Consider the following 25755-nt stretch of genomic DNA (forward strand, 5'->3'; position numbering starts at 1 on the left):
GTACCGGAAATGGCAAGGGATCGTCGTTCCGCACGTGGTAGTCGTCGCCGAGTCGGTCTACTCTTCGGAAATTTGCTCGCGGCCGCTGTGGAGTCCGCCGCCGATGCCGTCGCCATCCGGTTCAACCCTTCGGGCGATCCGTCCGACGACAGACAGCTGACCTACCGCGAACTCGACGAGTCGTCGTCGCGGTTGGCGCGCGAACTCATCGAACACGGCGTGGGCGCGGGCGATGTGGTGGCGATCGGTATTGCGCGCAGCATCGAGTCCGTGCTCGCCGTGTGGGCGATCGCGAAGACCGGCGCCGCATACGTGCCCGTGGATCCCGGATATCCGTCCGACAGGATCGCGCACATCCTCGCCGATTCCGGTGCCGTCCTCGGATTGACCACCACGGCCCACCGCTCGGTGCTCGGCACGAGTGTCGACTGGATCGAACTCGACGACCCGGCGCACGCCGGACGCATCGCCGAACGCCCGGCCCATCCGATCTCCTACGCCGACCGGGTCCGTCGGCTGGACGAGCGGCACCCCGCCTACGTCATCTACACCTCCGGATCGACCGGACGGCCCAAGGGCGTCGTGGTCTCGCACAGCGGCCTGGCCGGACTGGTCGCCGCGCAGCGCGAGCAGTACGCGGTGACCGGGGAGTCACGGGTTCTGCATGTCTGCTCGCCCAACTTCGACGTTTCGGTGCTCGAGCTCCTGCTGGCATTTTCTACCGGCGCGACCTTGGTGATCGCGCCGCCTTCGGTGTTCGGCGGGGCCGAACTCGCGGATCTGCTCCGGCGCGAGCGTGTCAGCCACATGCTCATCACCCCGGCCGCCCTGGAATCGGTGGATCCCGACGGTCTGGACGAGCTGCGGGTCGTCGTGGTGGCCGGTGACAAGTTCGGCACCGAGCTGGTCGGCCGCTGGGCCGGCGAGCGCGCGTTCCACAACGGCTACGGCCCCACCGAGGCGACGATTCTCGCCACCGGCACCCCGCCGCTGGTGCCGGGCGAGCCCATCACGATCGGCACGGCCATTGCCGGTGTCGGTGCGTTCGTCCTGGACGCGCGGTTGCGCCCCGTGCCCGCCGGGGTGATCGGCGAACTGTACCTGTCGGGTCCCGCGCTGGCACAGGGGTATCTCGGGCGGCCGGGGCTGACCTCGGAACGGTTCGTGGCCAGCCCGTTCGGCGCCGATATCGGCAACCCGGGCGCGCGACTGTACCGGACCGGAGATCTGGTGCGGCGCACCGAAGAGAGTGGCGTCATCGAGTACCTGGGTCGCTCCGACTTCCAGGTGAAGATTCGCGGCTTCCGCATCGAGCTCGGCGAGATCGACAACGCGCTCACCAGCCACCCCGACATCGACTTCGCGGCAACCCTCGGCAAAACGCTGCCGTCGGGTGCGACCGCGCTGGTGGCCTACGTGCTGCCGAGGACCGGGGCCGTTGTGGACACCGACGCGCTCGCCGAATTTCTCGGAGAGTCGCTGCCCGCGTACATGATTCCGGCCGCCTTCGTGGTGCTGGACGAGATTCCACTGACCCCGGTCGGCAAGCTCGACCGTGCGGCACTGCCCGAGCCGGTCTTCACGCCGCGCGCGTTCCGTGCCGCCGAGACGCCGGTCGAGGAAATCATCGCCGAGGTATTCGCCGGGTTGCTCGGTGTCGAGCGCGTCGGCCGGGACGACTCGTTCTTCGCATTGGGTGGCGATTCGATCCTGTCGATCCAGCTGGTCTCGCGGGCGAAGGCACGCGGTGTCGTATTCACCGCCGCGGAGGTGTTCGAACATCGCACGGTCGAGGCATTGGCCGAAATCGCCAGATCGGCCGATGCGGTGGAGCAGCAGCGGCTGGCGGAGCTGCCCGGCGGCGGGGTGGGTGAGCTGCCGTTGCTGCCGATCATGGCGGCGATGCTGCCGAGCGACTCGTCGTATCGGCGGTTCTCGCAGACGATGGCGCTGCGGCTGCCCGACGGCATTGATCGGGAGACCCTGGTCGCGACCATCGGCGCGGTCTTCGATCACCATGACATGCTGCGCGCTCGGTTGCGGGAAGCCACCTCGGATACCGTCCGGACCTTCGAGGCCTTGGAACGCGGCGCGGTGGACGTCGACGCGTTGGTGCATCGGGTCGAGGTATCCGCCGATATCGACGATGCCGAGTTGTCGCGGCGGGCGAGTGTCGAATACGACGCCGCGCTTGGCCGCCTCGATCCGGCGAACGCGGTGATGGTGCAGTTCGTCTGGTTCGCTTTCCCGCAGGGCGGTCGCCGTCGTGATGTCTTGCTGGTCGTCGCGCACCACATTGTGATCGACGGGGTGTCCTGGCGGATTCTGATTCCGGACCTGGCGATGGCCTGGTCGCAGCTCGCGGCGGGACAGCAGGTGGCGTTGCCCGCCAACGGAACCTCGATGCGGCGCTGGGCGCACGCCCTGCGCGATGCGGCGCAGGATCCGGCGCGGCTTGCGGAACTGCCCTTCTGGCAACAGGTTTCGGGCACCGAAGACCCGCTATTCGGTGCGCGTGCGTTCGATCCGGCGGTGGACACCTTCGGCACCGTCGATCGCGTCGAGGTGACGCTGCCCGTCGAGGTGACCGATGCACTGCTGACCGCGATCCCGGGCCGGTATCGCGGTGGTGTCAACGACGGCCTGCTCTCGGCGCTGGCGCTGGCGGTGAGCAAGTGGCGTGGCGAAAGCACGGGCGGTACCGCGCTGGTCAAGTTGGAAGGCCATGGCCGCGAAGAGGAGATCGTCTCCGGCGCGGATCTGTCCAGGACGGTCGGCTGGTTCACCAGTGCGTACCCGGTCCGGCTCGATCTCGGGGGCGCGGACCTCGCCGAGGCGTTCGCGGGCGGAAAAGCTCTGGGCGACATCGTGAAATCGGTGAAGGAGCAGCTGCTCGCGGTCCCCGACAAGGGACTCGGCTACGGCCTGCTGCGCTACCTGAACCCCGAGACCGCCGGACAACTGAGCACCGCCGCCGAACTGGGCGGTGCCGCACAGATCAGCTTCAACTACTTGGGCCGGATGGCGACGGGAGAGATTCCGGCGCAGCTCGGTGCGTTGGGTTGGGTGCCGGTCGCGGATCTGGGGCAGCTGGATGCCGAGATGGATCCGGATATGCCCGCGAACGGCGTGATCGACATCAATGCGATCGTCACCGACGGTGCGGATGGATCGCAGCTGGGTGCGTCGCTCGCCTTCCCGCGCGGGTTGTTGTCGCGGGAGCGGGTGCAGGAGTTCGCCGACCTGTGGGTCGCGGCGCTGCACGCACTGGCCGAGCAAGCGCGGCATCCGGATGCCGGTGGGCTGACGCCGTCGGATCTGCCGTTGGTCACGGTCGGTCAGTCGGATATCGAAGTGTGGGAACGGAATTACCCGGCGCTGTCGGACGTGTGGCCGCTCTCGCCGTTGCAGTCCGGTCTGCTGTTCCACGCGCAGCTCGCCGAGTCGAGTATCGACGTCTACACCTCGCAGGCGACGGTCGACCTGGGCGGCGACGTGGACGCCGAGCGACTGCGGGCGGCGGCCCAGGCCATCCTGGACCGCTATCCGAATCTGCGTACCGCATTCGTCGCCGGCGCCGACGGCCGCGCCGTGCAGGTGGTCCTGGATCGGGTCGAAGTGCCTTGGCGGACAGTGGATCTGACGCATCTGCCCGAATCGGAGCGGTTGGCCGAACTGCGGCGACAGGTGGCCGCGGAGCGGGAGACCGGCTTCGATATGTCGGCCGCGCCGCTGATGCGGTTCACCCTGTATCGCACGGATCAGTGGCATCTGGTTATCACCACCCACCACATCCTGCTCGACGGCTGGTCGATGCCGTTGCTGATGCGAGATGTGCTGGTGCTCTATGCGACTCGGGGTGATCGGTCCGCGCTGCCGCGGGTGCCCTCCTATCGCACCTTCCTGAGCTGGCTGGCCGGCCGGGATCGGGAGGCGTCGCTGCGGGCTTGGGAACAGGCGCTGTCCGGTGTGGCGGAGCCGACGCTGCTCGCCCCGCAATCGCGGACGGTCGCAGGCCACGGCAGCGGCAAGGTGGTCACCGAGATCGACACCGAGCGCACCCGCCGGATCACCGAGCTGGCCGCCGAACTCGGCGTCACCGTGAACACCGTGCTGCAGGCGGCATTGGGCATCCTGCTCGGGCGGTTCACCGGTCGCGACGACGTGGTGTTCGGCACCACGGTGTCCGGCCGTCCGGCCGAGTTGTCCGGCGTCGAGTCGATGGTCGGTTTGTTCATCAACACGCTGCCGGTGCGCGTGCGGGTCGACGGCAGCCTCGCGGTCGGCGAGTTCCTGCAGTCGCTGCAGCGCGAGCAGGCCGGTCTGCTCGACCACCACTATGTGGGTCTCACCGACATCCAGCGGATCGCCGGTGCCGGAGCGCAATTCGACACCCTGCTGGTCTTCGAGTCCTACCCGATCGACCGCGAGGCGATCGCCGCCGCCGATTCCATCGACGGCATGTCGGTGCGGGCCGTCGGTATGGAGGACGGCGCGCACTACCCGCTGACGCTGGTGGCGATCGCGGCGTCGACGATCGAGCTGACGTGGCGGTATGCCGGCGGCGGGTTCACCGCCGATGAGGTGGGAACCCTTGCCGCGCGGCTGATCCGGGTGCTCGACGCACTGGTCGGCGAACCCGCGGCCCTGGTCGGCGATATCGACATCATGCTGAGCGACGCCGAGCGGGATCGAATCCTGCTGGAGTGGAACGATACCGGTCATACGGTCGAACCCGAGCTGCTGCTGGACGGCTACCGGCGCGCGGTATCGGCGCATCCGGATCGGGTCGCGGTGGCCTACGAGGGCGCCGAGCTTACCTACGGAGAACTCGACGAGCGGGTGAATCGCCTTGCCCGCCTGCTGATCTCGCAGGGCGTCGGCGCGGAATCGCTGGTCGGCCTCGCGGTCCGGCGCTCGCTGGATCTGGTCGTCGGCATGTACGCGGTCCTCACCGCGGGCGGTGCGTACGTGCCCGTGGACCCGGATCATCCAGCCGACCGCGTCGAGCACGTGCTCACCGCGGCGCGGCCGGTGTGCGTGCTCACCACGACCGCGGACGCCGTGCCGGTGCCGGACGGGATTCCGTTGCTGCACATCGACACCGCCGATCTGGACGGATTCTCCGGTACCCCGCTGGCGGCCGGGGAGCTGCTGCGGCCGGTGCGCCCGGAGAGCCTGGCGTATGTGCTGTTCACCTCCGGCTCCACCGGACGGCCCAAGGGCGTCGCGGTCTCGCACCGGGCGATCGGCAACCATCTGGCCTGGATGCAGTCCCGCTATCCGCTGCATGCCGACGATGTGTACCTGCAGAAGGCCGCCTTCACCTTCGACGCATCGATGTGGGGCTACTTCATTCCGCTGCGGCTCGGCGCCAAGCTGCTGATGGCCACGCCCGACGGTCATCGCGACGCCACCTACATCGCCGAAACCATTGCGGCGCAGCAGGTTACCGTCACCGACTTCGTGCCGTCGATGCTCGCGGTGTTCGCCGCGCACACGCCCGTCGGGACGCTTCCGACGCTGCGGCACATCATCGTCGGCGGCGAGCTGCTGCCCGCGGAGACCGTGGCCGCGGTGCGCGCGGTCTGCGACGCGTCGGTGCTCAACGTGTACGGTCCGACCGAGACCGCGGTCGCCGTCACCACCTGGCTCGCAACCGTCGACGATCAGGGCGGCCTGCCGATCGGATCGCCGGTCTGGAACAGCCGACTGTACGTACTGGATTCCCGCCTGCGGCCGGTGCCCGCCGGTGTCACCGGTGAGCTCTACATCGCCGGTGATCAGCTGGCCCGCAGCTATCTGGGACGCGCGGATCTGACCGGGGAACGGTTCGTGGCCAACCCGTTCGGAACCGGCGAGCGGATGTACCGGACCGGCGACCTGGTGGCTTGGAGTGCGCCGAGTGTTCTGAAATACCTGGGCCGCACCGACTTCCAGGTGAAACTGCGCGGACAGCGCATCGAACTCGGCGATATCGAGGCGGCGCTGCTGGCGCAGCCGTCGGTGAACCAGGCGGCCGTCCTGGTGGTGCCGACCGAACTCGGCGACCAGCTGGTTGCCTACGCGGTCCCGGTGCCCGGCGCGCACCTCGAGGTGGAGCCGCTGCGTGCCGCGCTGGCGGGCACCCTGCCCCAGTACATGGTTCCGGCCACGATCATGGAGCTTGCCGAGTTCCCGCTCAGTACCGCGGGCAAGCTGGACCGCAAGGCGCTGCCGCGGCCGACCCTGGCCGGCCGGGAATTCCGCGCTCCGTCCACTCCGCTCGAGGAGATCGTGGCCGGTGTGTTCGCCGAGGTGCTCGGTGTGGATCGGGTGGGTGCCGACGACGACTTCTTCACCCTGGGCGGCAACTCACTGGTCGCCACCCAGGTCGTAGCCCGGCTGAGTGCGGCGTTGGGCGCGCGGGTGCCGGTGCGAACGCTGTTCGACGCACCGGTGGTCGCCGACCTGGCGGCGCGGATCGTGCCGGATTCCGACAACGCTGATCGGCCGCCGTTGACGCGGTCCGTGCGACCGGCACGCATCCCGCTGTCGCTGGCACAGCATCGGATGTGGGTGCTCAACCAGGTCGACACCGAATCCCCGTCCTACAACCTGCCGTTTGCCATCCGGCTCACGGGCACCCTGGACGTGCCCGCATTGCGCGCGGCCGTCGCGGATGTCCTGGAGCGGCACGAGGCGCTGCGCACACGGTTCCCGGTCGACGGCCCGGACGCGACGCCGCGCCAGGAGATCCTGTCCGTGGCCGAAACGCTGCCGAACGGACTGGAGGTCGAGACGACCGCCGATCCGGACCGGGTCGCGGCACTGTTGTCCGCCGGATTCGATGTCACCGAACATCCGCCCGTGCGCGTCCGGTTGTTCTCCGACCCGGCGCGCGACGAGCACCTGCTCGTCCTCGTCACGCATCACATTTCGGCGGACGGCGTCTCGCTGGCACCGCTGGCGCGGGATCTGGCGACCGCCTACCTCGCGCGCACCGCGGGGATCGCCCCGGGTTGGGCTCCGCTGCCGGTGCAGTACGCCGATTTCGCGCTCTGGCAGCGCGAAGTCATCGGCACCGAAGACGACGAGAACTCCATTGCCGCACAACAATTGGCTTACTGGCGGCGACAGCTGGCCGGTGTGAGCGAAACCGCGCGGCTGCCGCTGGACCGCCCGCGTCCGGCGCAGGCATCGATGCGCGGTGCGGCGACCGAAATCGCCGTGCCAGCACAGGTGCATGCCGGGCTGGCCGACCTTGCGCGTCAGCACAATTCGTCGCTGTTCATGGTCGTGCACGCCGCGCTGGCCGCGCTGCTCGCGCGGCTGTCCGGTGGCTCGGACATCGCGATCGGCACGCCGATCGCGGGTCGCGGTTCGGCCGAACTGGACGATCTGGTCGGCATGTTCGTCAATACGCTGACCCTGCGCACCGATGTCGATCGCGACGCCCCGTTCGCGGCATTCGTCCAGCAGGTCCGCGAAACCGACCTGTCCGCCTTCGCCAACGCGGAGATCCCGTTCGAGCGGGTGGTCGAGGAGGTGCTGCCCGCCCGGGCCGTCTCGGCTAATCCGCTGTTCCAGGTGATGCTGTCGTTCCAGAACATCGAGCAGCCGACACTGGAGCTGCCCGGTCTGACGGTTTCGGCCGTCGATACCGGTGAGATCGTCGCGAAATTCGACCTGCAGGTGATCGTCGAGGCGCGCCAGCACGACGATGGCACGCCGGACGAGCTGGTCATCGGCTTCGCCTATGCGACAGACCTTTTCGAGGAAGCCACCATCGTGGGCCTCGGCCGCCGATTCGAGCGGATCCTCGCCGCGGTCGCCGCCGACGCGCAGGTGATCGTCGGTGCCATCGACCTCCTCGACGAGGCCGAACGGGACCGGGCGCTGGCCGCGCCCGCCCGGACCGCCGAGCCGGTCCCGGCCGAAGAGGTCACGCTGCTGCCGCAGCTGTTGGCCGATGCCGTCGACACCAATCCGGACGGTGTCGCGGTGATCTTCGCCGATGCCACCGAGCAGCTGGCCGAATGGGAGTACGTCGACCTCGACGAGCGCTCGAGCAGGCTGGCTCGACTGCTGATCGACCGTGGCATCGGCCCGGAGGATCTGGTCGCGATCGGCATTCCGCGCTCGGCGGAGTCCGTGCTCGCGGTGTGGGCGATCGCCAAGACCGGCGCCGGATTCGTCCCGGTGGATCCCAACTATCCCGCCGAGCGGGTCCGGCACATGATCGCCGATTCGCATGCGGTACTGGGGCTTACGGTCACCGAGATCGGCGCCGACCTGCCCGACGAGGTGCAGTGGCTGACCATCGACGCCGACGACATCGATCGGCGGCTCGGCGACTACAGCGCCGATCCGGTGACGGACGCGGATCGGTTGCGTCCGTTGCGCGCGACCCATCCGGCCTATGTCATCTACACCTCCGGATCGACCGGTAAGCCCAAGGGCGTGGTCGTCACGCAGGCCGGTTTGTCGAGTTTCTGCGAGGAACAGCGCGAGCGCTACCGGGTGACGAGCAGTTCGCGCACACTGCATTTCGCATCGCCGTCGTTCGACGCCTCGGTGCTGGAATTGCTGCTGGCCATCGGTGGCGCCGCGACCATGGTGGTGGCCGCACCGTCGGTCTACGGCGGCGAGGAGCTGGCCGCGCTGCTGCGCCGGGAGCGGGTGACGCATGCGTTCATCACGCCCGCGGCGCTGGCTTCCGTCGACCCGGCGGGCCTGGACAAGCTCCGTGTCGTCATCGCCGGTGGCGAGGCCTGCCCGCCTGAGCTGGTGCGGCGCTGGACGATTCCGATCGCCGGACGGCGCACGCGCGAGTTCTACAACGGGTACGGGCCGACCGAGACCACGATCATGACCAATATCAGCGCGCCGCTGGTGCCGGGGGAGACCGTCACCATCGGCGGGCCGATCCGCGCCATCACCGAGTACGTATTGGACGATCGGCTCTCGCCGGTGCCGGACCGCGCCGTCGGCGAGCTCTACATCACCGGCGCACAGGTGGCCCGCGGCTACCATGAGCGCCCCGCGCTGACCGCCGCCCGGTTCGTGGCGAATCCGTTCGATCGTGACGGCGCCAGGCTGTACCGGACCGGCGATCTAGTCCGCCGGACGGTCGACGGTGCGCTGGAATATCTGGGCCGCAACGACTTCCAGGTCAAGGTCCGCGGCTTCCGCATCGAACTCGGCGAGATCGACGCCGTCCTCGCGGCGCATGAAACCGTCGACTTCGCGGTCACCATCGGACATGAAATCGCCAGCGGTGCAACCATTCTCGTCTCCTATGTGCATGCCGCCGCCGGTGCGGTGGCCGATGCCGACGAACTCACCGCATTCGCGGCGAACAGCCTGCCCGCGCATATGGTGCCGACCACCGTCATGGTGCTCGACGAGATTCCGCTGACCCCGGTCGGCAAGCTCGACCGAGCCGCCCTGCCCGCGCCGGTGCTGCATACCAGGGCATACCGTGCGCCGTCCGGGCGATGGGAAGAGCTGGTCGCGAGCGTATTCACCGAATTGCTCGCGCCCGCGACGCCGGTCGGCGCCGACGACGATTTCTTCGAATTGGGCGGCAACTCGCTGATCGCCACTCGGCTGGCGGCGCGGCTGGGCGCCGCATCCGATACCCGGGTGCCGGTGCGCCTGCTGTTCGAGGCATCGTCGGTGTCCGCGCTCGCGGCCAGGCTGAGCGAGAACGAGGCCGGAAGCGACCGTCCGGAGCTGATCGCCGGTCCGCGGCCGGAGCAGATCCCGTTGTCGGCGGCGCAGCAGGGCATGTGGTTCCTCAACCGCTTGGATACGAACTCGCTGGCCTACAACGTGCCGATGGCGGTGCGCTTGACCGGTGCCGTCGATACGCAGGCGCTGCGGGCGGCGATCGGGGATTTGGTGACCCGTCACGAGATCCTGCGCACGGTCTACCCGCCCATCGATGCGGGCCCGGTGCAGGTGATCCTGCCTGCGGCGCAGGCGATTCCGCCGATGCTGGTCCAGGCCATCGACCCGGCCGAAATCGTGGACGCGGTGGCTGCCATGGTGCGGACTGCCTTCGATCTCACCGTCGAGGTGCCGGTCCGGGTCAGCCTGTTCGACCTCGGCGACGGTGCGGATGGACGCGAGTACGTGCTGGCAATGGTCGTGCACCACATCGCGGGCGACGGTTCGTCGATCGGACCGCTGGCCCGCGATCTGATGACCGCGTATGTGGCGCGCAGCGCCGGACAGGCGCCGAATTGGGCCCCGCTGCCGGTGCAGTACGCCGACTACGCCATCTGGCAGCGCGAACTGCTCGGTGCCGAGGACGATCCGGAATCGTTGGCGGCCAAGCAGATCGGGTACTGGCAGCAGGAATTGGCCGGCTTGCCGGAGCAGCTCGACCTGCCCTCGGATCGGCCGCGGCCGCTGGTGCGGTCCTTCGCCGGTGGCCAGGTGTCGGTGCGGATCGACGCCGAAACCCACAGCGCGCTGGCCGAATTGGCGCGGGCCCAGGGAGCGACCGTGTTCATGGTCGTGCACACCGCACTCGCCGTGCTGCTGGCGCGGTTGTCCGGGACCAACGACATCGCCATCGGTACGCCGACCGCCGGACGCGGCGACGCCGTGCTCGACGACGTCATCGGCATGTTCATCAATACCCTGGTATTCCGAACCCGATACGACGGCGGCGCGCGTTTCACCGAACTGCTGGCGCGCCAGCGGGAGACCGATCTGCAGGCCTTCGCGAACTCGGACGTGCCGTTCGAGCGGCTGGTCAATGTGCTGAACCCGGTGCGCTCGCCATCGCGGCATCCGCTGTACCAGGTGGGGCTGTCGTTCCAGAACCTGGACCGCGTCGCACTGGAACTGCCGGGGCTGACCGTCGCGAGCCTGGATATCGGTGTCGAGGTATCGCAGTTCGATCTGCACTGGTATATCGGCGACGCCTACGACGAGGCGGGCACGCCGCTGGGTATCGGCGGCATGGTCACCTACGCCGCCGATATGTTCGATCCCGCCACCGTGCAGGGTTTCGTGGACCGGTTCGCGCGCCTGCTCACCGCCATCGCCGCCGATCCCGGTGTGGTGCTGGGCGAGATCGAGCTGACCGATGCGACCGAACGCGCCGCGCTGCTCTCGGATGCGGCCGATACCGCGCACCCGGTTTCGGCGGATTTCCTGCTGACCGGCTACCGCCGTGCCGTGGCGACGACACCGGATGCGGTGGCCGTTGTTCACGACCAGACCGCCTGGACCTATCGGGAATTCGACGAGCGTGTCAACCGCCTCGCCAGGTACCTGATCGCGCAGGGCGTGGGTCCCGAATCCGTTGTGGCGCTGGCGATACCGCGTTCGCCGCAGCTGGTCGCCGCGATGTATGCGGTGCTGACCGCGGGCGGCGCGTATCTGCCGCTGGACCTCGACCATCCGGCCGACCGGATCGGGTACATGGTGGCGACGGCCGAGCCGGTCTGCGTGCTGACCACCGACGGCAATTCGGTACCCGTCACGGGAGTTCCCGTCGTCGATATCGACTCCCTCGAGCTGTCGGAATACTCCGGTGAGCCGGTCGAGTTCGGCGAGCTGCGTGCGCCGCTGCACGCCGATCATCCGGCGTATGTGCTGTTCACCTCCGGCTCGACCGGTCGGCCCAAGGGCGTCATGGTCTCGCACGGCGCGATCACCAACCAGACCGAATGGATGGTGGCGGAGTACGGGTTCGGCGCCGAGGATGTCTACCTGCAGAAGACGGCGACGACCTTCGACGTATCGCTGTGGGGTTATTTCGCCCCGCTGTGGGTGGGCGCGCAGCTGGTGCTCGCGGCACCGCATGGACAGCGCGATCCCGGCTATATCGCCGAGCTGATCGAGACCCACCAGGTCACGGTCACCGATTTCGTTCCTTCGGTACTGCAGGTCTTCCTGGCCGCTGCCCGGGTGGACCAATTGGCGTCACTGCGTGCGGTTTTCGTTATCGGCGAGGCCTTGCCGCCCAACACCGTCGCCGATTTCGCCGCGCTGTCGGATGCCGGACTGCACAACCTGTACGGCCCCACCGAGGCAGCGGTCTCGGTGACGTACCGGCCCGCCTCTATCGACGACCGGCTGACGGTGCCGATCGGTGTGGCGCTGTGGAATACCCGCACCTATGTGCTGGATTCCCGGCTGCATCTGGTACCCGCCGGCGTCGTCGGTGAACTGTATTTGGCAGGAAGCCAATTGGCGCGCGGGTACCTCGGTCGTGCCGATCTGACCTCGGATCGGTTCGTCGCCGACCCGCACGGCCCGGCGGGTTCCCGGATGTACCGGACCGGTGATCTGGTGCGTCGCCGCGCCGACGGGGTACTGGAATATCTGGGGCGCACGGACTTCCAGGCGAAGATCCGTGGTCACCGGGTCGAGCTGGGCGAGATCGAGGCCGCGCTCCTGGCCGATCCGTCGGTCGCCCAGGCTGTCGTTGTGGTGGCGAAGTCGGAGACCGGCGATCAGTTGGTCGCCTATGTGGTGCCCGCAACCGAGCTCGAGGCAGATACCCTGCGCGAATCGCTGTCACACATGCTTCCGGGCTACATGGTGCCCTCGGCCATCATGGTCCTGGAATCCTTCCCGGTGAACAGCAGCGGCAAACTGGATCGGGCCGCGCTGCCGCGGCCGGTCCTGCGCGCCCGCGAGTTCGTCGCACCGGCGACCGATACCGAGCGCGCCGTCGCCGAGGTATTCGCCGAGGTGCTCGGCATCGCCCGGGCCGGAGCCGAGGACGATTTCTTCGATCTCGGCGGCACCTCGCTGCTCGCCTTCACGCTGCAGCGGGCATTGGCCACCCGGCTCGGTATCGATGTGCCGATGGCGGCGCTGTTCATCGCGCCCACCGTGCGCGGTCTGGCCACCCGTCTCGACAATCCGGACGAGCCGGCGGCCGTGGTCCCGGGCACCGACACCGCGACGATCACCACCGACGCGGTGCTCGAACCGGAGATCGATGGTGCGGGTCGCGCACCCGTTCGCGCCGAAGCGCCGCGCGACGTACTGCTCACCGGCGCAACCGGATTCGTCGGTGTGCACCTGCTGCGGGAACTGCTGTCAAGCACCGGGGCGACGGTCTGGTGCCTGGTGCGCGGCGACGATAGCGAGCGGGCCTACAAGCGGATTCGCGACGCCATGCAGCTGTACCGGATCTGGGACGATGCCTATCAGGGTCGAATCGTCGCTGTCGCAGGTGATCTGGCCGCACCCGGACTCGGGCTCGATCAGTCCGACTGGGCCCGGCTCGCCGAGCAGATCGACGCGATCTACCACAACGGAGCTCGCGTCAATCACATCGAGCCGTATGCGCGGTTGCGCGCCGCCAATGTGTCGGGCACTCGTGAGGTGCTGCGGCTGGCGACCACGGGTCGGGTCAAACCGGTGCACTTCGTCTCCACGGTCAATGCCGTGATTCCGAATGCGCCCGCACCGGATTTCATCGCCCGTGAGGATGTGCAACTGCACGTCGACGAGGTTTCCGGAAACGGTTATGTGGCAAGTAAATGGGTCGCCGAACAACTGATCCGCCAGGCCGGTGCACGTGGTGTGCCGGTGACCATCTACCGTCCGGGCACCGTGTCCGGTGATCCGCGGCTCGGAGTGAACAGCGTCGACGACTCGTTCTGGAATATGATCCGGGCGGCCGCCATTCTCGGACTCGCCCCGGAGATCGGCGATGCCACCATGTCGCTGGTGCCGGTGAACTATGTGGTGAGCGCCATCGTCGCGCTGGCGGATCAGTCTCCGGTCGGGGCGGCCTACCATCTGGTGAACGCCCGTCCGGTGGCGATCGGCGATATCTTCGAAGCCCTGCGCAGGCACGGGATTCCGATCGAGATCGCATCGATCGAGGAGATCGCGACCAAACTGGCCGAGGAAGCGGCGGCGCGCGATGCGACCGGCGATGATTCACTGGTGCGCGCCGCCTTGGTCAGCGGCAACTACGGCGGGGCCGCGGCCGCTGTCGACGACACCGACACCCGAATCGAGTTGGCGCAGTACGGTATCCACTGCCCGCCCATCGATGCCGCGGCCCTGGACGCCTATGTCAGGTCCTTCATCGATGCGGGTTTCTTCCCCGCCCCGAGCGACGTTCAGCTGTAGAGAGGAAAGCATGACCGCCGAAGCCCAGTCCCGTCCCGCCGCCGCCTCGGGCACCTTCGCCCTCGGTGGTGACCTACCGGTCACGCGCCTGGGCTATGGCGCGATGCAGCTGACCGGTGACGGTGTGTGGGGCGACCCGAAGGATCCGGATGAGGCCGTGCGAGTACTGCGTCGTGCCGTCGAGCTCGGTATCACCCTCATCGACACCGCGGATTCCTACGGACCGTTCGTCAGCGAATCTCTCATCCGCCAGGCTCTGCACCCGTATCCGGACGACCTGGTCATCGCGACCAAAGCCGGGCTGGCCCGGCCCCGTCCCGGTGAGTGGGTGCCGATCGGCCGTCCCGAATATCTGCGCCAGCAGCTGGAATTGAGCCTGCGTCATCTCGGCGTCGACCGCATCGATCTGTTCCAGCTGCACCGGATCGACCCGCAGGTGCCGCTCGCCGACCAGCTCGGCGAGCTGGCGTCGCTGCAGCAAGAGGGCAAGATCCGCCATATCGGCCTGTCCGAGGTGACCGTCGCTCAGCTCGACAAGGCCCGCAAGATCGCCGAGATCGTCTCGGTACAGAACCAGTACAACCTCGCCAACCGCAGCGCGGAGGACGTACTCGAATACGCCGAGGCGAACAACATCGCCTTCATCCCGTGGTTCCCCATGGCCACCGGCGATCTCGCGCGTCCGGGTGGTCCGCTGGACAGCCTCGTGCGCGAGGATGCCAGCCCGTCCCAACTCGCGCTCGCCTGGCTGCTGCGCCGCTCGCCGGTCATCCTGCCCATTCCCGGCACCTCCAGCGTGGCGCATCTCGAGGAGAACACCGCCGCCGCCACCATCACGCTCACCGATGACGAATTCGCCGCGCTGTCCGCGGTGAGCACCCCCGCAGCGGGGGGTGCCCGCGGTTGGCGTTCCCTGCTGCCGAAAGTGTCGCGCAGCTAGTGCCGCCTCCGGCAGCTCGCCGAGCGTAGTGACATGGCGGTCGAACTCGGCCTAGGCGACCAGCATTCGACTGCGTTCGACGGAACCCCGGGCCCAGCGATACGGCTGAAGCTATCTGGACACAACACCAGAGGAAGCGCTGGGCGCCAAGGTTCGGCCGGGGCAGTCGGATCGGTCGCCCGCACCCGACGTGGATTCCGGCAGACATGCTGGCCCATGACGGATGGCATAGTGCAGCAATCGGATCGACGAGAGCAGCATGATGTACGAAGCACAGATGGTGGCCAATGATGCCGCCTATTACTACTTGGCCCGCTCGGGGCGGGGCACTGACTGGCCGATGTGGTGGGTATTCGACGACAGCGATGCACCGCTGACCGCTGCCGATATCGCCGACCACTTCGGTGCGCGGGCCGAACTGCTCGAACCGCTGCGCCGTCGGGTCCAGGAGGTGCCCGGCGGGCTCGGGCATCCGCTCTGGGTGGCCGACGACAGCCCGATCGATGCCCACATTGTCACTCATGCCGCGGCGCAACTGGATTGGGCGCAGTGTCAGGACGAGATGGGGCGCATTCTCGAGCAACCGCTGGACGCGCGGGTCAGTGCCTGGCAGCTGCACGTATTTCCGAATGTCACGGGTATCGCGACGCTCAGCGGTGTTGGCACCGTTGTGCTGATCCATGTGAGTCATGCGCTGATCGCGGGTCCGGCGATGACGTCGCTGTCGGAGGCGTTGTTCGCCTCGGTGCCGTTGCGGATCGAGGGGCAGGGCCCCGCCGCGCGGCGTCCGCGCCCGGCGCTCGCCGCCGTGGTCGGCGCGCTGCGCTGGCCGTCGCAGGCCTTGCGTTTCAATGTGCGCGTCCGGCGTGAGATGCGCCGGATCGCCCGCGAAAACGACGACAGCGGGCCGAACACGCCACCGGTCACCGCCACCCGGCTCAATCGCCGGATCGGGCCGGGACGCGCCATGCGGACGATTCCGTTGGAACTGAGCGTCGTGCGCGCGCCGGGGATCACGGTGACGGCCGTCGGGCTGACGGCGATATCCCGCGCCATGCAGCGCTATCTCGAAAAGCGGGATGGGTCGTGCCCTGACGATCTCGCGGTACTGGTGACCGTCGCGGTGCCCGACGCGCCGGTGATGGGTGTCAATTATGTCGGGGCCGCCGCGGTCGAGCTGGCCGCTGCGGAACCCGACCTCGCCGCTCGTGCACGGGCGGTCGACGCCACACTTCGCGTGCGCCGAGATTCGCCGTCGGGTCGCCGGGAACTCAACCGACTCGGACTCATCGACCTGTTGCCCAGTCGCACCTACCGAACGCGATTCGGTACGCTCGCGCCCGCCGACCCGGACGCCCCGGCCTATGCACACACCATCCTCACCAGCATTCGCTGTGAGCCGACCGTCGAATGGTCGCTAGCGGGCAAGCCGTTTCGCTGTGCGGGCATGCTGCCGCCGGTGTATCCGGAAATCGGTTTGGCGCATTCGTTCGTCGGCGCGGGCGACGCCTTCACCGTATCGGTGGCGTGTGATCCCGAGATCGTCCCGGATCTCGACGACTACTGCGACCTCCTCCGGGAGTCGTGCCACGAAGTCGCGGCCGCCCTCGGTAACTAGTGCCGTGTCCAGATAGCTTCTGCCCGGGGTTCCGTCGAACGTAGTCGAATGGTGGTCGCCCACGGCGAATTCGACCGCCATATCACTACGCTCGACGAGCTGCCGGAGGCTATAGCGCAGCAAGCAATCCGGGGCTACCAGGCCACCGGGAGGGCTTTCGGTCCGCGCACCAGCAGACCGGACTTCCACGGCACCTCGTCGACCGGTACGGCGAGGTGCAGGGTCGGGAACCGTTGCAGCAGTGACCTGAGCGCCACTTGCAGCTCAACCCTGGCCAGTTGCGCGCCGAGGCAGTGGTGTGCGCCGTGTCCGAAGGCCATGTGCGGGTTGCGTTCTCGGGTCAGGTCCAAGCCTTCGGGGTCGTCGAAGACGGTCTCGTCACGATTGGCGGCCTGGGTATTGACGAATACCGACTCACCGGACCGGATTCCGACCCCACCCAGCTCGAGGTCCTCGGTGGCGATTCTGGGAAATGAACCGCCCGCACCCAATTGGACGTAGCGCAGTAGTTCCTCCACCGCGCTTGGGACGAGTTCTGGTCTGCCGCAAAGCAATTCCCAGTGTTCGCGCTCGGTCAGCAGCACATAGGTGAAGTTGGCGATCTGATTGGCCGTGGTCTCGTGGCCCGCGATGAGCAAGCCGATACCCAGGTTGACCAACTCCGCCTCGCTGAGCCGGTCCTCGTCATCGCGCGCGGCGACCAAAGCGCCGAGCAGATCGTCGGTCGGCTGCTCGCGGCGCTGGGCCACGAGCTCGGTGAGATACGCCTCCAGGCCCGCGCGTGCGGTACTGATCTGTTCGCGAGTGTATGCGGTGGTGGACAGCACCGTATCGGAGAAATTCCGGAAGCGGTGCTGGTCTTGCGGTGGGACGCCGAGCATTTCGCAGATCACTGTGACCGGCAGCGGCAAGGCGAGCAGTTGCACCAGATCGGCGGGTGGGCCGGATCGCTCGATTTCGTCGAGCCGCTCGTCCACGATCTGCTGGGCGCGCGGGCGCAACGCCTGGACCCGGCGGCCGGTGAACGCCTTGACCACGAGTTTGCGTAGTCGCGTGTGCTCCGGCGGATCCATGGTCAGCAGCGAATTGCGGCGCGCGGGTTCGGGCGTGGTGCGCGGAATATCCTCGCGTTCGACCGCTGCGGCGCGGCTGAATCTCGGGTCGGCGAGTACCTGTTTGACGTCCTCGTAGCGGGTGACCAGCCAGCCTTCGCCGCCGTAGGGGAGTCGCACGCGGCTGATCGGTTCCTCTCGGCGCAACCGCGCGTAGAGCGGATCCATATCCAGGCGGACCGGGGTACCGAAGGGGAAGCTCCGTACCTCGTGGTCGACGGGCCCACCCGTCGCCCGACCGCCACCCCCCATCGAATCGCTGCGCGATGCTGTCCGCATCAGATCTCCCTTCCGCTACGCGACAGTGGGGTGCCCGAGCGATGTAAGCGAGTGCTTACAACTGATGGTAGGAAGGGCACGTCGGCCCGTCAACGGATGAATCCTGTTATGTAGGTGGAAATTTCACATCCACCCGCTCCAGTAGCACCCGCGCGGCGCGCAGCACATGCTCGGCAACCGCGGCCGGATCGGCGCTCGCCAGTGGATCCCGGCGATGTACCGAACGAACCAAACCGATGCCGAGCAACCAGGCGAGCAGGAGATCGGCGCGCAACTCGGCATCGGCTCCATCGGTGAGTGCGGAAAGCGCGCCCACGTACTCGTCGCCCAGTTCTCGCCGCACCGCGGCCGCACCCTCGTCATGTCCGCTGGAGCGCAGTGCGGCCTGCAGCCAATGTGCCTGTGCCGCAGAGCCGGTCGGCTCCAGCGCGCGTGCCAGTAGGCGGCCGAGCAATGCCTCGGCAGGTCCCTCCTCGAGCACGCGCCGACCACGGTCCGCGATCGACGCACGGAACAGTTCGTCCTTATTGCCGAAGTACCGGAACAGCAGCGCCTGATTCACCCCGGCCCGTGCGGCTATCTCGCGCACCGTGGCGCGCTCGTAGCCCCGTTCGGCGAACAGTTGTTGTGCCGCCGCCAAAATGGCGAGTCGCGTTGCGGCCGCATCTCTTTTGCGGCCGACGGGCTCGTACTGATCAGACATGCACCCTCCGGTTGATCCCAGACAGTGCAGCGTAAGTCGCGTTCCCAAAATTGGGAACGAGGATTGTGCGGGCGGCTGCGTTGTGGCGGTACTGTTCTGCCCTGGCACCGCTAAGAATTGGACCTCGATGTGGTGCCGGATGCGTCACGATGCGGAAAGGCGTTGGTCGCGCGGCCCTTCGGGTTCCATTGCTCACCTCTTGTTCCCCCTTGCCGGGAGGTGCCGGGGAAAGCTGCCGCGACCTGCGATGGGTGCCGTTCGTGACCCCACTCCCGATTGCGGAATCTCGAATTCCGCAACGGGAGTGGGACACCACCCGCGCCATCGGAAGGACAATTGATGGATGTCCGCGATCGGCCGTTTCTGGTTTCCGCCGATGCCCATCCGCTCTTATCATTCGGTCAGCTGGAGGCGTGGGCCGAGACCGTCGCACGGAGTTTGAAGAAGAATGGCGTCGGTGTGGGTGACGTGGTGGTCGCCGAACTACCGAATTCGCCTGCCTTCGCCGCCGTAATGTCGGCCGCCTGGAATATCGGTGCGGTATTCGCGCCGGTTGATCCGCGGCTGAGTGCGCGGGAGAAACAGCAGATTTTTACACTGGCCCGCCCCCGAGTGGTGGTCGCGCCGACTCTCGCTTCGATCGAGTCGCCGACGCTACTGTGGCGCAACCCGTTCGAGCCCCCGGCGCAGCTGGAGTGGATCCAGGCTCCGCCTGCGCGCCACGGCGGCTGGATGCCGACGGTGCCCGCACCCACGGTGCACGAGGACGACCGGCTGATCCTGTTCACCTCCGGCTCCACCGGAGCGCCGAAGGCCGTGGCACTGTCGGAGGCCAATATCGCGGCCGGAATCGCCGCTGTCGCAGACCATTTCGCACTCACACCGGACGACCGCACCATCGCCCTGCTGCCGTGGGCACAGAGCCACGGCCTGTTCGCGAACCTGATGGCGACACTGCGCAGCCGGTGCATCATGGTGCTGCCCGCCGCGGGCGAGGCGCGACAAACGCACCGACTGCTGGATGCGGCGGCGCCGACCTGGCTCACGGTGATGCCGATGCAGCTGGCCGGTATCACCGCGGATCTGGTGGCATCGCGAAAGCGCGCACGCGGCATGCGTTTCCTGCGCACTGCCTCGGCCCCACTGTCCCGCCTCGCGGCCGAGCGCGCGGAACGGCTGCTCGACTGCCCGGTCGTGGAGGCACTGGAACTCGCCGAAACCAGCCACCAGGCGGCGGCCGATCCGCCGTCGTGGGAACGGGTGCCCGGGACGGTCGGTACCCCGACCGGTGTCGAATTCCGTTTGGCCGGTGACGAAATCGCGGGCGGGCGCGAACTGGAAGTCCGCGGTACGGCACTGTTCAGCAGGTATGTCGGCAATCCTGCCGCCACTGCTGCCGCCTTCACTGCCGACGGCTGGCTGCGGACGCGTGACGTGGCGCGCCGGGAAGAAGACGGGCGCCTGCGAATCCTGGGTCGGCTCAGCGAAATCGCGCACCGCGGCGACCACGCGGTGGCGCCGGTCGATGTAGAGGCCGCGCTGGACGAACATCCGGACGTCGTCTCATCGCTCGCGACGCGGGTGCCGCATCCGCATCTCGGCGACGACGTCGCGGCCGTCGTCCATTTGCGCGAGGGTTCGCAGACCACCAAGCGCGACATCATGCGCCACTGCCACTCCCACTTGGCCGAGCACCAGATTCCGGGCCAGCTCCGTCTGGTGAACCGGCTCCCGCAACTGGCGAACGGAAAACCCAGCCGTCGCATGGCGGCACAGTTGTTCGAAGTAGGCTGAAAAAACCGACCGGACGGATGAATCACCCTGTCCTGCACGGCTTTACCGCAGCGAATTCCGACTGAAGCATGCCTTCCCGGCAGGTTGGGTCGAGCTCGGAAGCTCGTCGAAGCGGACATCATCTTCGCCATAGCGATGGCCGTCGGTGGGCAGCCCGCACACGGATCGGCTTCCTCGGGCTTCGGGGCGCCGCAGCGCCACATCTACCGGACAGTGGGCCACGATCAAACTGCGGCCGCGGTTATTGCGAGGGGTTAGAACGTTGGTATGGCCTTCGATGGGGTTAGGGTGCTGCTGCCGGTCCAGTATTCGGGCAGTGCCATCTTCTGCAGGATTCCCGATGCCGCCGCGAAGTCTTCCGCCTCGGCGGCCGCCAGGTACTCCCGGCTCAGGTGCACATTGATGAACCTGTTCATGAGCGCGGCGCGCTCCCGGGTTACGGTGCCGGTCAGGGTGGGCAACGTATTCCCGGTGCCCGACACGACATCCCGAATGGCGTGGATGACCGGCTCGGTGGGGTTGTCGAAGTAATCGCGCAGGAACTGCTGCTCCGGCGCTGTGAAGCTGCTGAACTGCAGATCGGGATCGGCGAAGCGCCGCTGCGCGAGCCGGTGCGCGGTCCGCTTGAACAACGCGACATTGGCGGGCGTCTCGCCCAGTTTGAGCACACCGAGTGAGGCGATGGCCTGCCCGATGTGCTTGTCGCCATCCCACATATTCGGCCCCCAACTCGTGCGGTAGTTGTAGGCCTTGATGGCGTTGGTCCGCATCTCCTTGTCTTTGAATCCTGCACTGAACAAGGCCGCTTCGGCATCGCCGAGGCTTGCGCCGCGGTCGATCACCCGGTCCACCGCCACGGCGGCGCCCATGGGGGTGTGGCCATACGTCGCCGCGGCGGATCGCGCGGAGTCGATGATCTGCTCGCGCGTCCGGTAGTAATTGCGGATCCAGCCGAAGCGCCCCGCCTCCGCAGCCTGCACCATATTGGCGACCTCCGCTTCCTGGCGCAGCCGCGAGCGCGAACTCAACGGCGCGCGCCTGCGGCCCATCAGATATTCGGTCACCGGCGAGGCGTTCACCGTGTTGAGCGCCGCGAGTCCGGTTACGAGGCGCTGGGTTCCGGACATGCCGCCCGCTCCCACCATGGATCCACCGCCGACACCGGCCGGGGCAGCATGTCCGGTCGCGAGCACACCACTGATCCGACCAGCTACCCGGGCGGGTGCGGCGGCGAGGCCGCGGCTCATCCGGCGTAGCAAGACGATTCCGATGATCATGAACGATCCACCGATGAAGATCACCGCGATGCCGTGGCCCTGCGCCTGTTTGAATACATCGCCGAGGACCAGGGCGTAGATGCCGAGATATACGGTGAACGCGATCATCTTCCCTGCCGACACAAAGGCATCGACCAGATTACGTAGCAGGAAGGTCTGGCTCGGTCCATAGACGTATCCGCCCGCCGCGAAGCCGAAGATGGCCATGAACGCGTGATAGATCGCCTCCGCCGCGGCTACCACTATTTTTCCGGACAGATACACGCCGAACATCAGCAGGACGGCGGCGAAAACCAGCAGCAGCAGGCCGGTGCAGATCTGGCCCGCATTGGGATTCTGACTCTTGGTGTAGGCGGCGACATCGCCGCAACGTCTCAGACCGCTGGTGACCTTGTCATCGCTACCGGCCAATACCCCGTCCGACCACGCGGCTCGGCACGCCGGTGAGTCGTCGACGACATGGCCGAAGTTCCACACCTGCAAGGGATAACGCACGAAGTTATCGGCGAGCGTGCCCTCTATCGAATCGACGACCACATTCGGGCTCGGGTTCGATTGGCCGTTGAGGCCCGCGGCTACCGCCACACCGACGTCGCGTCCCTGTGCGAGCAATCCGTCCGACGAAAGGACATCGGCCATCGGATGCGCCAGGTAGGGCACGCTGAACAAGGCGACACCGATCATCGTCACAACCTGAAGGGTGGCCTTGGAGAAGTATCCGCGAACGATGAACCAACCCACGGGTACTCCACCGATCGTCACCGCGAGAACAAGGATGAGGGGCGTGCCGACCTGTCCGGCTAGTGTGTCGGCGACCCGGGTCAACGGCTCCGCGATCAGGTCGAGCCAGCGAAAGCTCACCACATAGCGGATCACCCAGATGCCGGTGACCTCGGTGGCCATGAACCCCGCGAATTCCAAATCGAGCGCGGAGGATAACGCGGCATCTCCGGGATGGAGGATGCTGCCGTGATTTGTGGCGAAGACATAATTGGCCAGCGGAACTCCGTGCGAATCCCGGACATTCATCCAGCCGACGCCATCGATCGTCGATGATCCCGCGGTGTCGGTCCCGGTCTGCGCCGTGGCCACCGCGCCGACGGTCATCGGAATAACGAAGAACAAAGTTGTGCCGAGCAACAGCCGCGCCGTTATTCGGCGCAGCCGAGTAGCGCTGACCCACCGTCCGATGCTGCAAATCACCGCACGCGGCCGCCAACGGACCGGATCCCAGAATTCAAAGTCCGACAACGCATTTGGGTGACCTGCATTGCCCGACATGAGCCGTGTGCCAACGAGATTATCTGATCGTCCGACCACGCATCAAACATAACGCGTGGTCGGGCACCGAAAACCCATTGGACTCAGAGTGATTCGTATAGAATTCGTATGGAATACGGCAATAGTTACCGACGACACATCGAATTGTTCTGTGTGGAAATCCGTATCAGCTCGGCGGCAGTTCGGAATGTCTGGCGAAGGCCTGATCGATCAGCTCCGATGTGGCGCGCGTGGCGATCAGCCGAGCGATGGCCAAATCCGATTCGAGTTTGGCGCGGTCCTTCGGTGTGCGCCCGGACTGTTCGTAGGTCTGGCCCGCCAGGAAGTAGAACAGTTGGGTCGCATACTGATCGGCGATCTGATTGCAATCGGCTCTGAGCCGCTCGACCAGTTCGAAGGCGTCGCGCGCGGAAATACCCGCATCGACGAGTCGGGTGGTCAGGTCGCCGCAGCGCGGATTGGTCACCCGGTAGGCCTCGTGCGGATCGCCGCTGGCGGCGAGCGCCTGCTGAACGTACTCCGGAAGTTCCGGGGGCGCCTGTCTGCGCTGCGGCCGGGGAGAGCCCGGCGCGGCGACCGTCGTCGGCTCGGAGACGGGCTGGTCGTTGACGCCGAGCACCTCCGCCAATCCGTCACCGCGATCCCAGGCCTCGAGCAGTTCCCGAATCCCGTTCAACTTCATGCCTCGACTGAGCAGACGACTGATCGTCTGCAGTCTGTTGAGGTGATCCGACCCGTAATAGCCGATGCGCCCCCGGACATCGGGGGATGGGAGGAGTCCTCGTTCGTGGTACACGCGGACGCTTCGCACGGTGGTATCTGCCGCCCGCGCTAGTTCGTCGATCGTGTACTCGGACCCAACAGCCATATCCATAGGAAACCACAATTCGCCCCAAGCGGATGGCCCGCGAACAAATGTACCGTTAACTAACGATACGCCAAGATCACATGTTGGTCAACGTGCCGTTAAGTAGCGGCAGAAGCGATTGCTCGCTGACGAATCGTGAGTTAACGTTCGTGGACCAGCAATCATCGCTGGCCCTTCCGGGGACTGTCGAGCAGCCCTGATGACCGCCCGACCAATGGGCCCGCACAACGGAGTTGGCGCGCCCTCGGCATCCCCGGAGACGGCTATGAGCATCACGCAATCTTCTTCCTTCGTCGTGGAAACCGTTGTGACAGCGAAGGTTTCGACGCTTCCGAGTGGGTCGGCCCATCGGCCGCCCTGTGCGGACGGTCCCGACGACTGGGATCTGGACGTCGGCACTCCGGACTCGTGGCGCGCGGCGATGCGAATCTGCGAGAGCTGCCCGGTCTTCGCGAAATGTGAACAGTTGGCGCAGACGCTCATCGAGCGCGGCACCGGCCCCCGCGCGATGATCTGGGCCGGAGTTCCCTATGACAGCGCAGGCAAGGTCGTCTCTGACCTGGACCGCCATCGCATCACCCCGATCGACCACAAGCGGCCGCTGCGGATCATCCGAACAGGTTCGCGTCCGGCACCCGCAGAGCTCGCTCCGGCGGCGCCGCGCCGTCACATCGTGCTCGGTCGCAGACTCGAACCGACCGGAACCGGCGCACACTGACCTATGCTTCGTCCACTGTTCACTACGGACTTCATTCTGGCGGTGTGTAACTCATGACGATGTTGGCTCTGGAGATCGGGCCGGGCGGTTTCGCGGCGAGTCGGGTGGCCGACAATGTCGGTGAGGACGAGATCCGACGCGTCCCCATCCCGGCCCGCGCGGCCTGGGATGGCTGCCGTGACCTGTTGCTCGAGGCCGCCGGTGGCGAAGATGTCACCGGCGTCGGAATCGGCTCCGTCGGCCCGCTCGATATGGCCGCCGGTGTGGTCGCACCGCCCGGTATCGCCGAGTGGGGGACGGGTTTCGGGATTGTGGCGGCAGTGGAAAAGCTGTTTCCGAACGCCATCGTCCAGTTGGCGCTCGACGGCGTCTGCCTCGGCCTGGCCGAGCGTAACTTCGGCGCGACGAACGACGTACTAGACGCCCTCGCGGTCATGGTCTCGGACCGGATCGGCGCCGGCGTCATGGTCGGTGGCTTCGTGGTGGTCGGCCGGACCGGAAATGCGGGAAACCTCGGCCATGTGCTGGTGCCGGGCTTCGATGAGCTCTGCGAATGCGGCGGCCGTGGCTGTGTGGAGGCGGTCGCCGGTGGAATCTCCGCGGTGAAATGGGCACGCGCGCAAGGGTGGCAGGGCACCTCGGTCGACGACCTGGTCGGTCAGGCGCGTGCGGGTGACGAACTCGCCGATGCAGCGCTCACCCGCGCCGGGACGGCATTGGGCTGTGCGATCGCCTCGGTGGCCGCACTGCTCGACCTGGACCGGGTGGTCATCGGCGGCACGCTGGCGGTGCCGGGTACCTCGCTGTGGAAAGCGCTCGGCGCTGCGATCGCGACGCATGCCCGGCTCGGTTACCTGACCGGATTGCGAGTCGTGCCATCGGAACTCGGCGCGGTGGGCGTGCTGGCGGGTGCCGGTGTACTGGCCTTGACGGCGGGAGAGGGCTAGCCCGTCGCGGTTGCGGGCGGGGATTTACGGCCTGGGACCACTGCGTTCGCCGCTGGTCCCAGGCCTTGTGCTGCGATTTGCCGCATTCTCGCGCGAACTGTGCTGAGCTGCGGTAATT

At 67.2% G+C, this 25755-nt stretch carries 10 protein-coding genes; 6 read left to right on the forward strand and 4 right to left on the reverse strand.

What is annotated here, in order from left to right; genetic code table 11:
* Positions 1-72 precede the first annotated feature (72 nt).
* The 3 genes from ACFYOW_RS42745 (at position 73) to ACFYOW_RS42755 (ending at position 16658) form a co-directional block, all read left to right on the forward strand.
* A complete protein-coding gene (locus tag ACFYOW_RS42745; protein WP_387296670.1) occupies positions 73-14100 on the forward strand; it encodes an amino acid adenylation domain-containing protein in 14028 nt (4675 codons plus the stop codon).
* A 10-nt stretch (positions 14101-14110) separates the two neighbouring features.
* Positions 14111-15040, forward strand: coding sequence for an aldo/keto reductase (locus ACFYOW_RS42750; RefSeq protein ID WP_387296672.1), 930 nt, complete (start codon positions 14111-14113; stop codon positions 15038-15040).
* A 259-nt stretch (positions 15041-15299) separates the two neighbouring features.
* Positions 15300-16658 carry a wax ester/triacylglycerol synthase domain-containing protein gene (locus ACFYOW_RS42755; RefSeq protein ID WP_387296674.1) on the forward strand — a complete coding sequence of 453 codons (1359 nt, stop codon included), beginning with the start codon at positions 15300-15302 and terminating at the stop codon, positions 16656-16658.
* Between the two features lie 134 nt (positions 16659-16792).
* Here the strand turns inward: ACFYOW_RS42755 and ACFYOW_RS42760 are convergent, their stop codons facing one another.
* Both ACFYOW_RS42760 and ACFYOW_RS42765 read right to left on the reverse strand, forming a co-directional pair.
* Positions 16793-18049 (reverse strand): cytochrome P450, encoded by a 1257-nt coding sequence (locus tag ACFYOW_RS42760; protein ID WP_387296676.1) that lies wholly within the window; start codon positions 18047-18049, stop codon positions 16793-16795.
* A gap of 106 nt (positions 18050-18155) precedes the next feature.
* Positions 18156-18752 (reverse strand): TetR family transcriptional regulator, encoded by a 597-nt coding sequence (locus ACFYOW_RS42765; protein WP_387296678.1) that lies wholly within the window; start codon positions 18750-18752, stop codon positions 18156-18158.
* A 339-nt stretch (positions 18753-19091) separates the two neighbouring features.
* On the opposite strand from ACFYOW_RS42765, the gene ACFYOW_RS42770 reads away from it, so the two are divergent.
* Complete coding sequence (locus ACFYOW_RS42770) at positions 19092-20546, forward strand: AMP-binding protein (RefSeq protein WP_387296680.1); 1455 nt, start codon at positions 19092-19094, stop codon at positions 20544-20546.
* A gap of 254 nt (positions 20547-20800) precedes the next feature.
* On the opposite strand, the gene ACFYOW_RS42775 is transcribed toward ACFYOW_RS42770, so the two are convergent.
* A complete protein-coding gene (locus ACFYOW_RS42775; RefSeq protein ID WP_387296682.1) occupies positions 20801-23074 on the reverse strand; it encodes a hypothetical protein in 2274 nt (757 codons plus the stop codon).
* A 196-nt stretch (positions 23075-23270) separates the two neighbouring features.
* Positions 23271-23972 carry a MerR family transcriptional regulator gene (locus tag ACFYOW_RS42780; protein ID WP_387296684.1) on the reverse strand — a complete coding sequence of 234 codons (702 nt, stop codon included), beginning with the start codon at positions 23970-23972 and terminating at the stop codon, positions 23271-23273.
* Positions 23973-24237: 265 nt separating this feature from the next.
* Between ACFYOW_RS42780 and ACFYOW_RS42785 the strand changes: the two genes are divergently transcribed.
* Positions 24238-24690, forward strand: a complete 453-nt coding sequence (locus tag ACFYOW_RS42785) for a hypothetical protein (protein WP_387296686.1) — start codon at positions 24238-24240, stop codon at positions 24688-24690.
* Positions 24691-24743: 53 nt separating this feature from the next.
* Entirely contained in the window at positions 24744-25637 is an 894-nt protein-coding gene (locus ACFYOW_RS42790) for an ROK family protein (protein WP_387296688.1), read from the forward strand.
* Positions 25638-25755 lie beyond the last annotated feature (118 nt).

The organism is Nocardia sp. NPDC006982 (assembly GCF_042869435.1).
GTDB lineage: Bacteria > Actinomycetota > Actinomycetes > Mycobacteriales > Mycobacteriaceae > Nocardia.

Coding starts and splice junctions, on each gene's coding strand:
- ACFYOW_RS42760 (WP_387296676.1), bottom strand. CDS start 18,049: ATGCGGACAGCATCGCGCAGCGATTCGATGGGGGGTGGCGGTCGGGCG.
- ACFYOW_RS42780 (WP_387296684.1), bottom strand. CDS start 23,972: ATGGCTGTTGGGTCCGAGTACACGATCGACGAACTAGCGCGGGCGGCA.
- ACFYOW_RS42750 (WP_387296672.1), top strand. CDS start 14,111: ATGACCGCCGAAGCCCAGTCCCGTCCCGCCGCCGCCTCGGGCACCTTC.
- ACFYOW_RS42770 (WP_387296680.1), top strand. CDS start 19,092: ATGGATGTCCGCGATCGGCCGTTTCTGGTTTCCGCCGATGCCCATCCG.
- ACFYOW_RS42785 (WP_387296686.1), top strand. CDS start 24,238: ATGAGCATCACGCAATCTTCTTCCTTCGTCGTGGAAACCGTTGTGACA.
- ACFYOW_RS42790 (WP_387296688.1), top strand. CDS start 24,744: ATGACGATGTTGGCTCTGGAGATCGGGCCGGGCGGTTTCGCGGCGAGT.
- ACFYOW_RS42765 (WP_387296678.1), bottom strand. CDS start 18,752: ATGTCTGATCAGTACGAGCCCGTCGGCCGCAAAAGAGATGCGGCCGCA.
- ACFYOW_RS42755 (WP_387296674.1), top strand. CDS start 15,300: ATGATGTACGAAGCACAGATGGTGGCCAATGATGCCGCCTATTACTAC.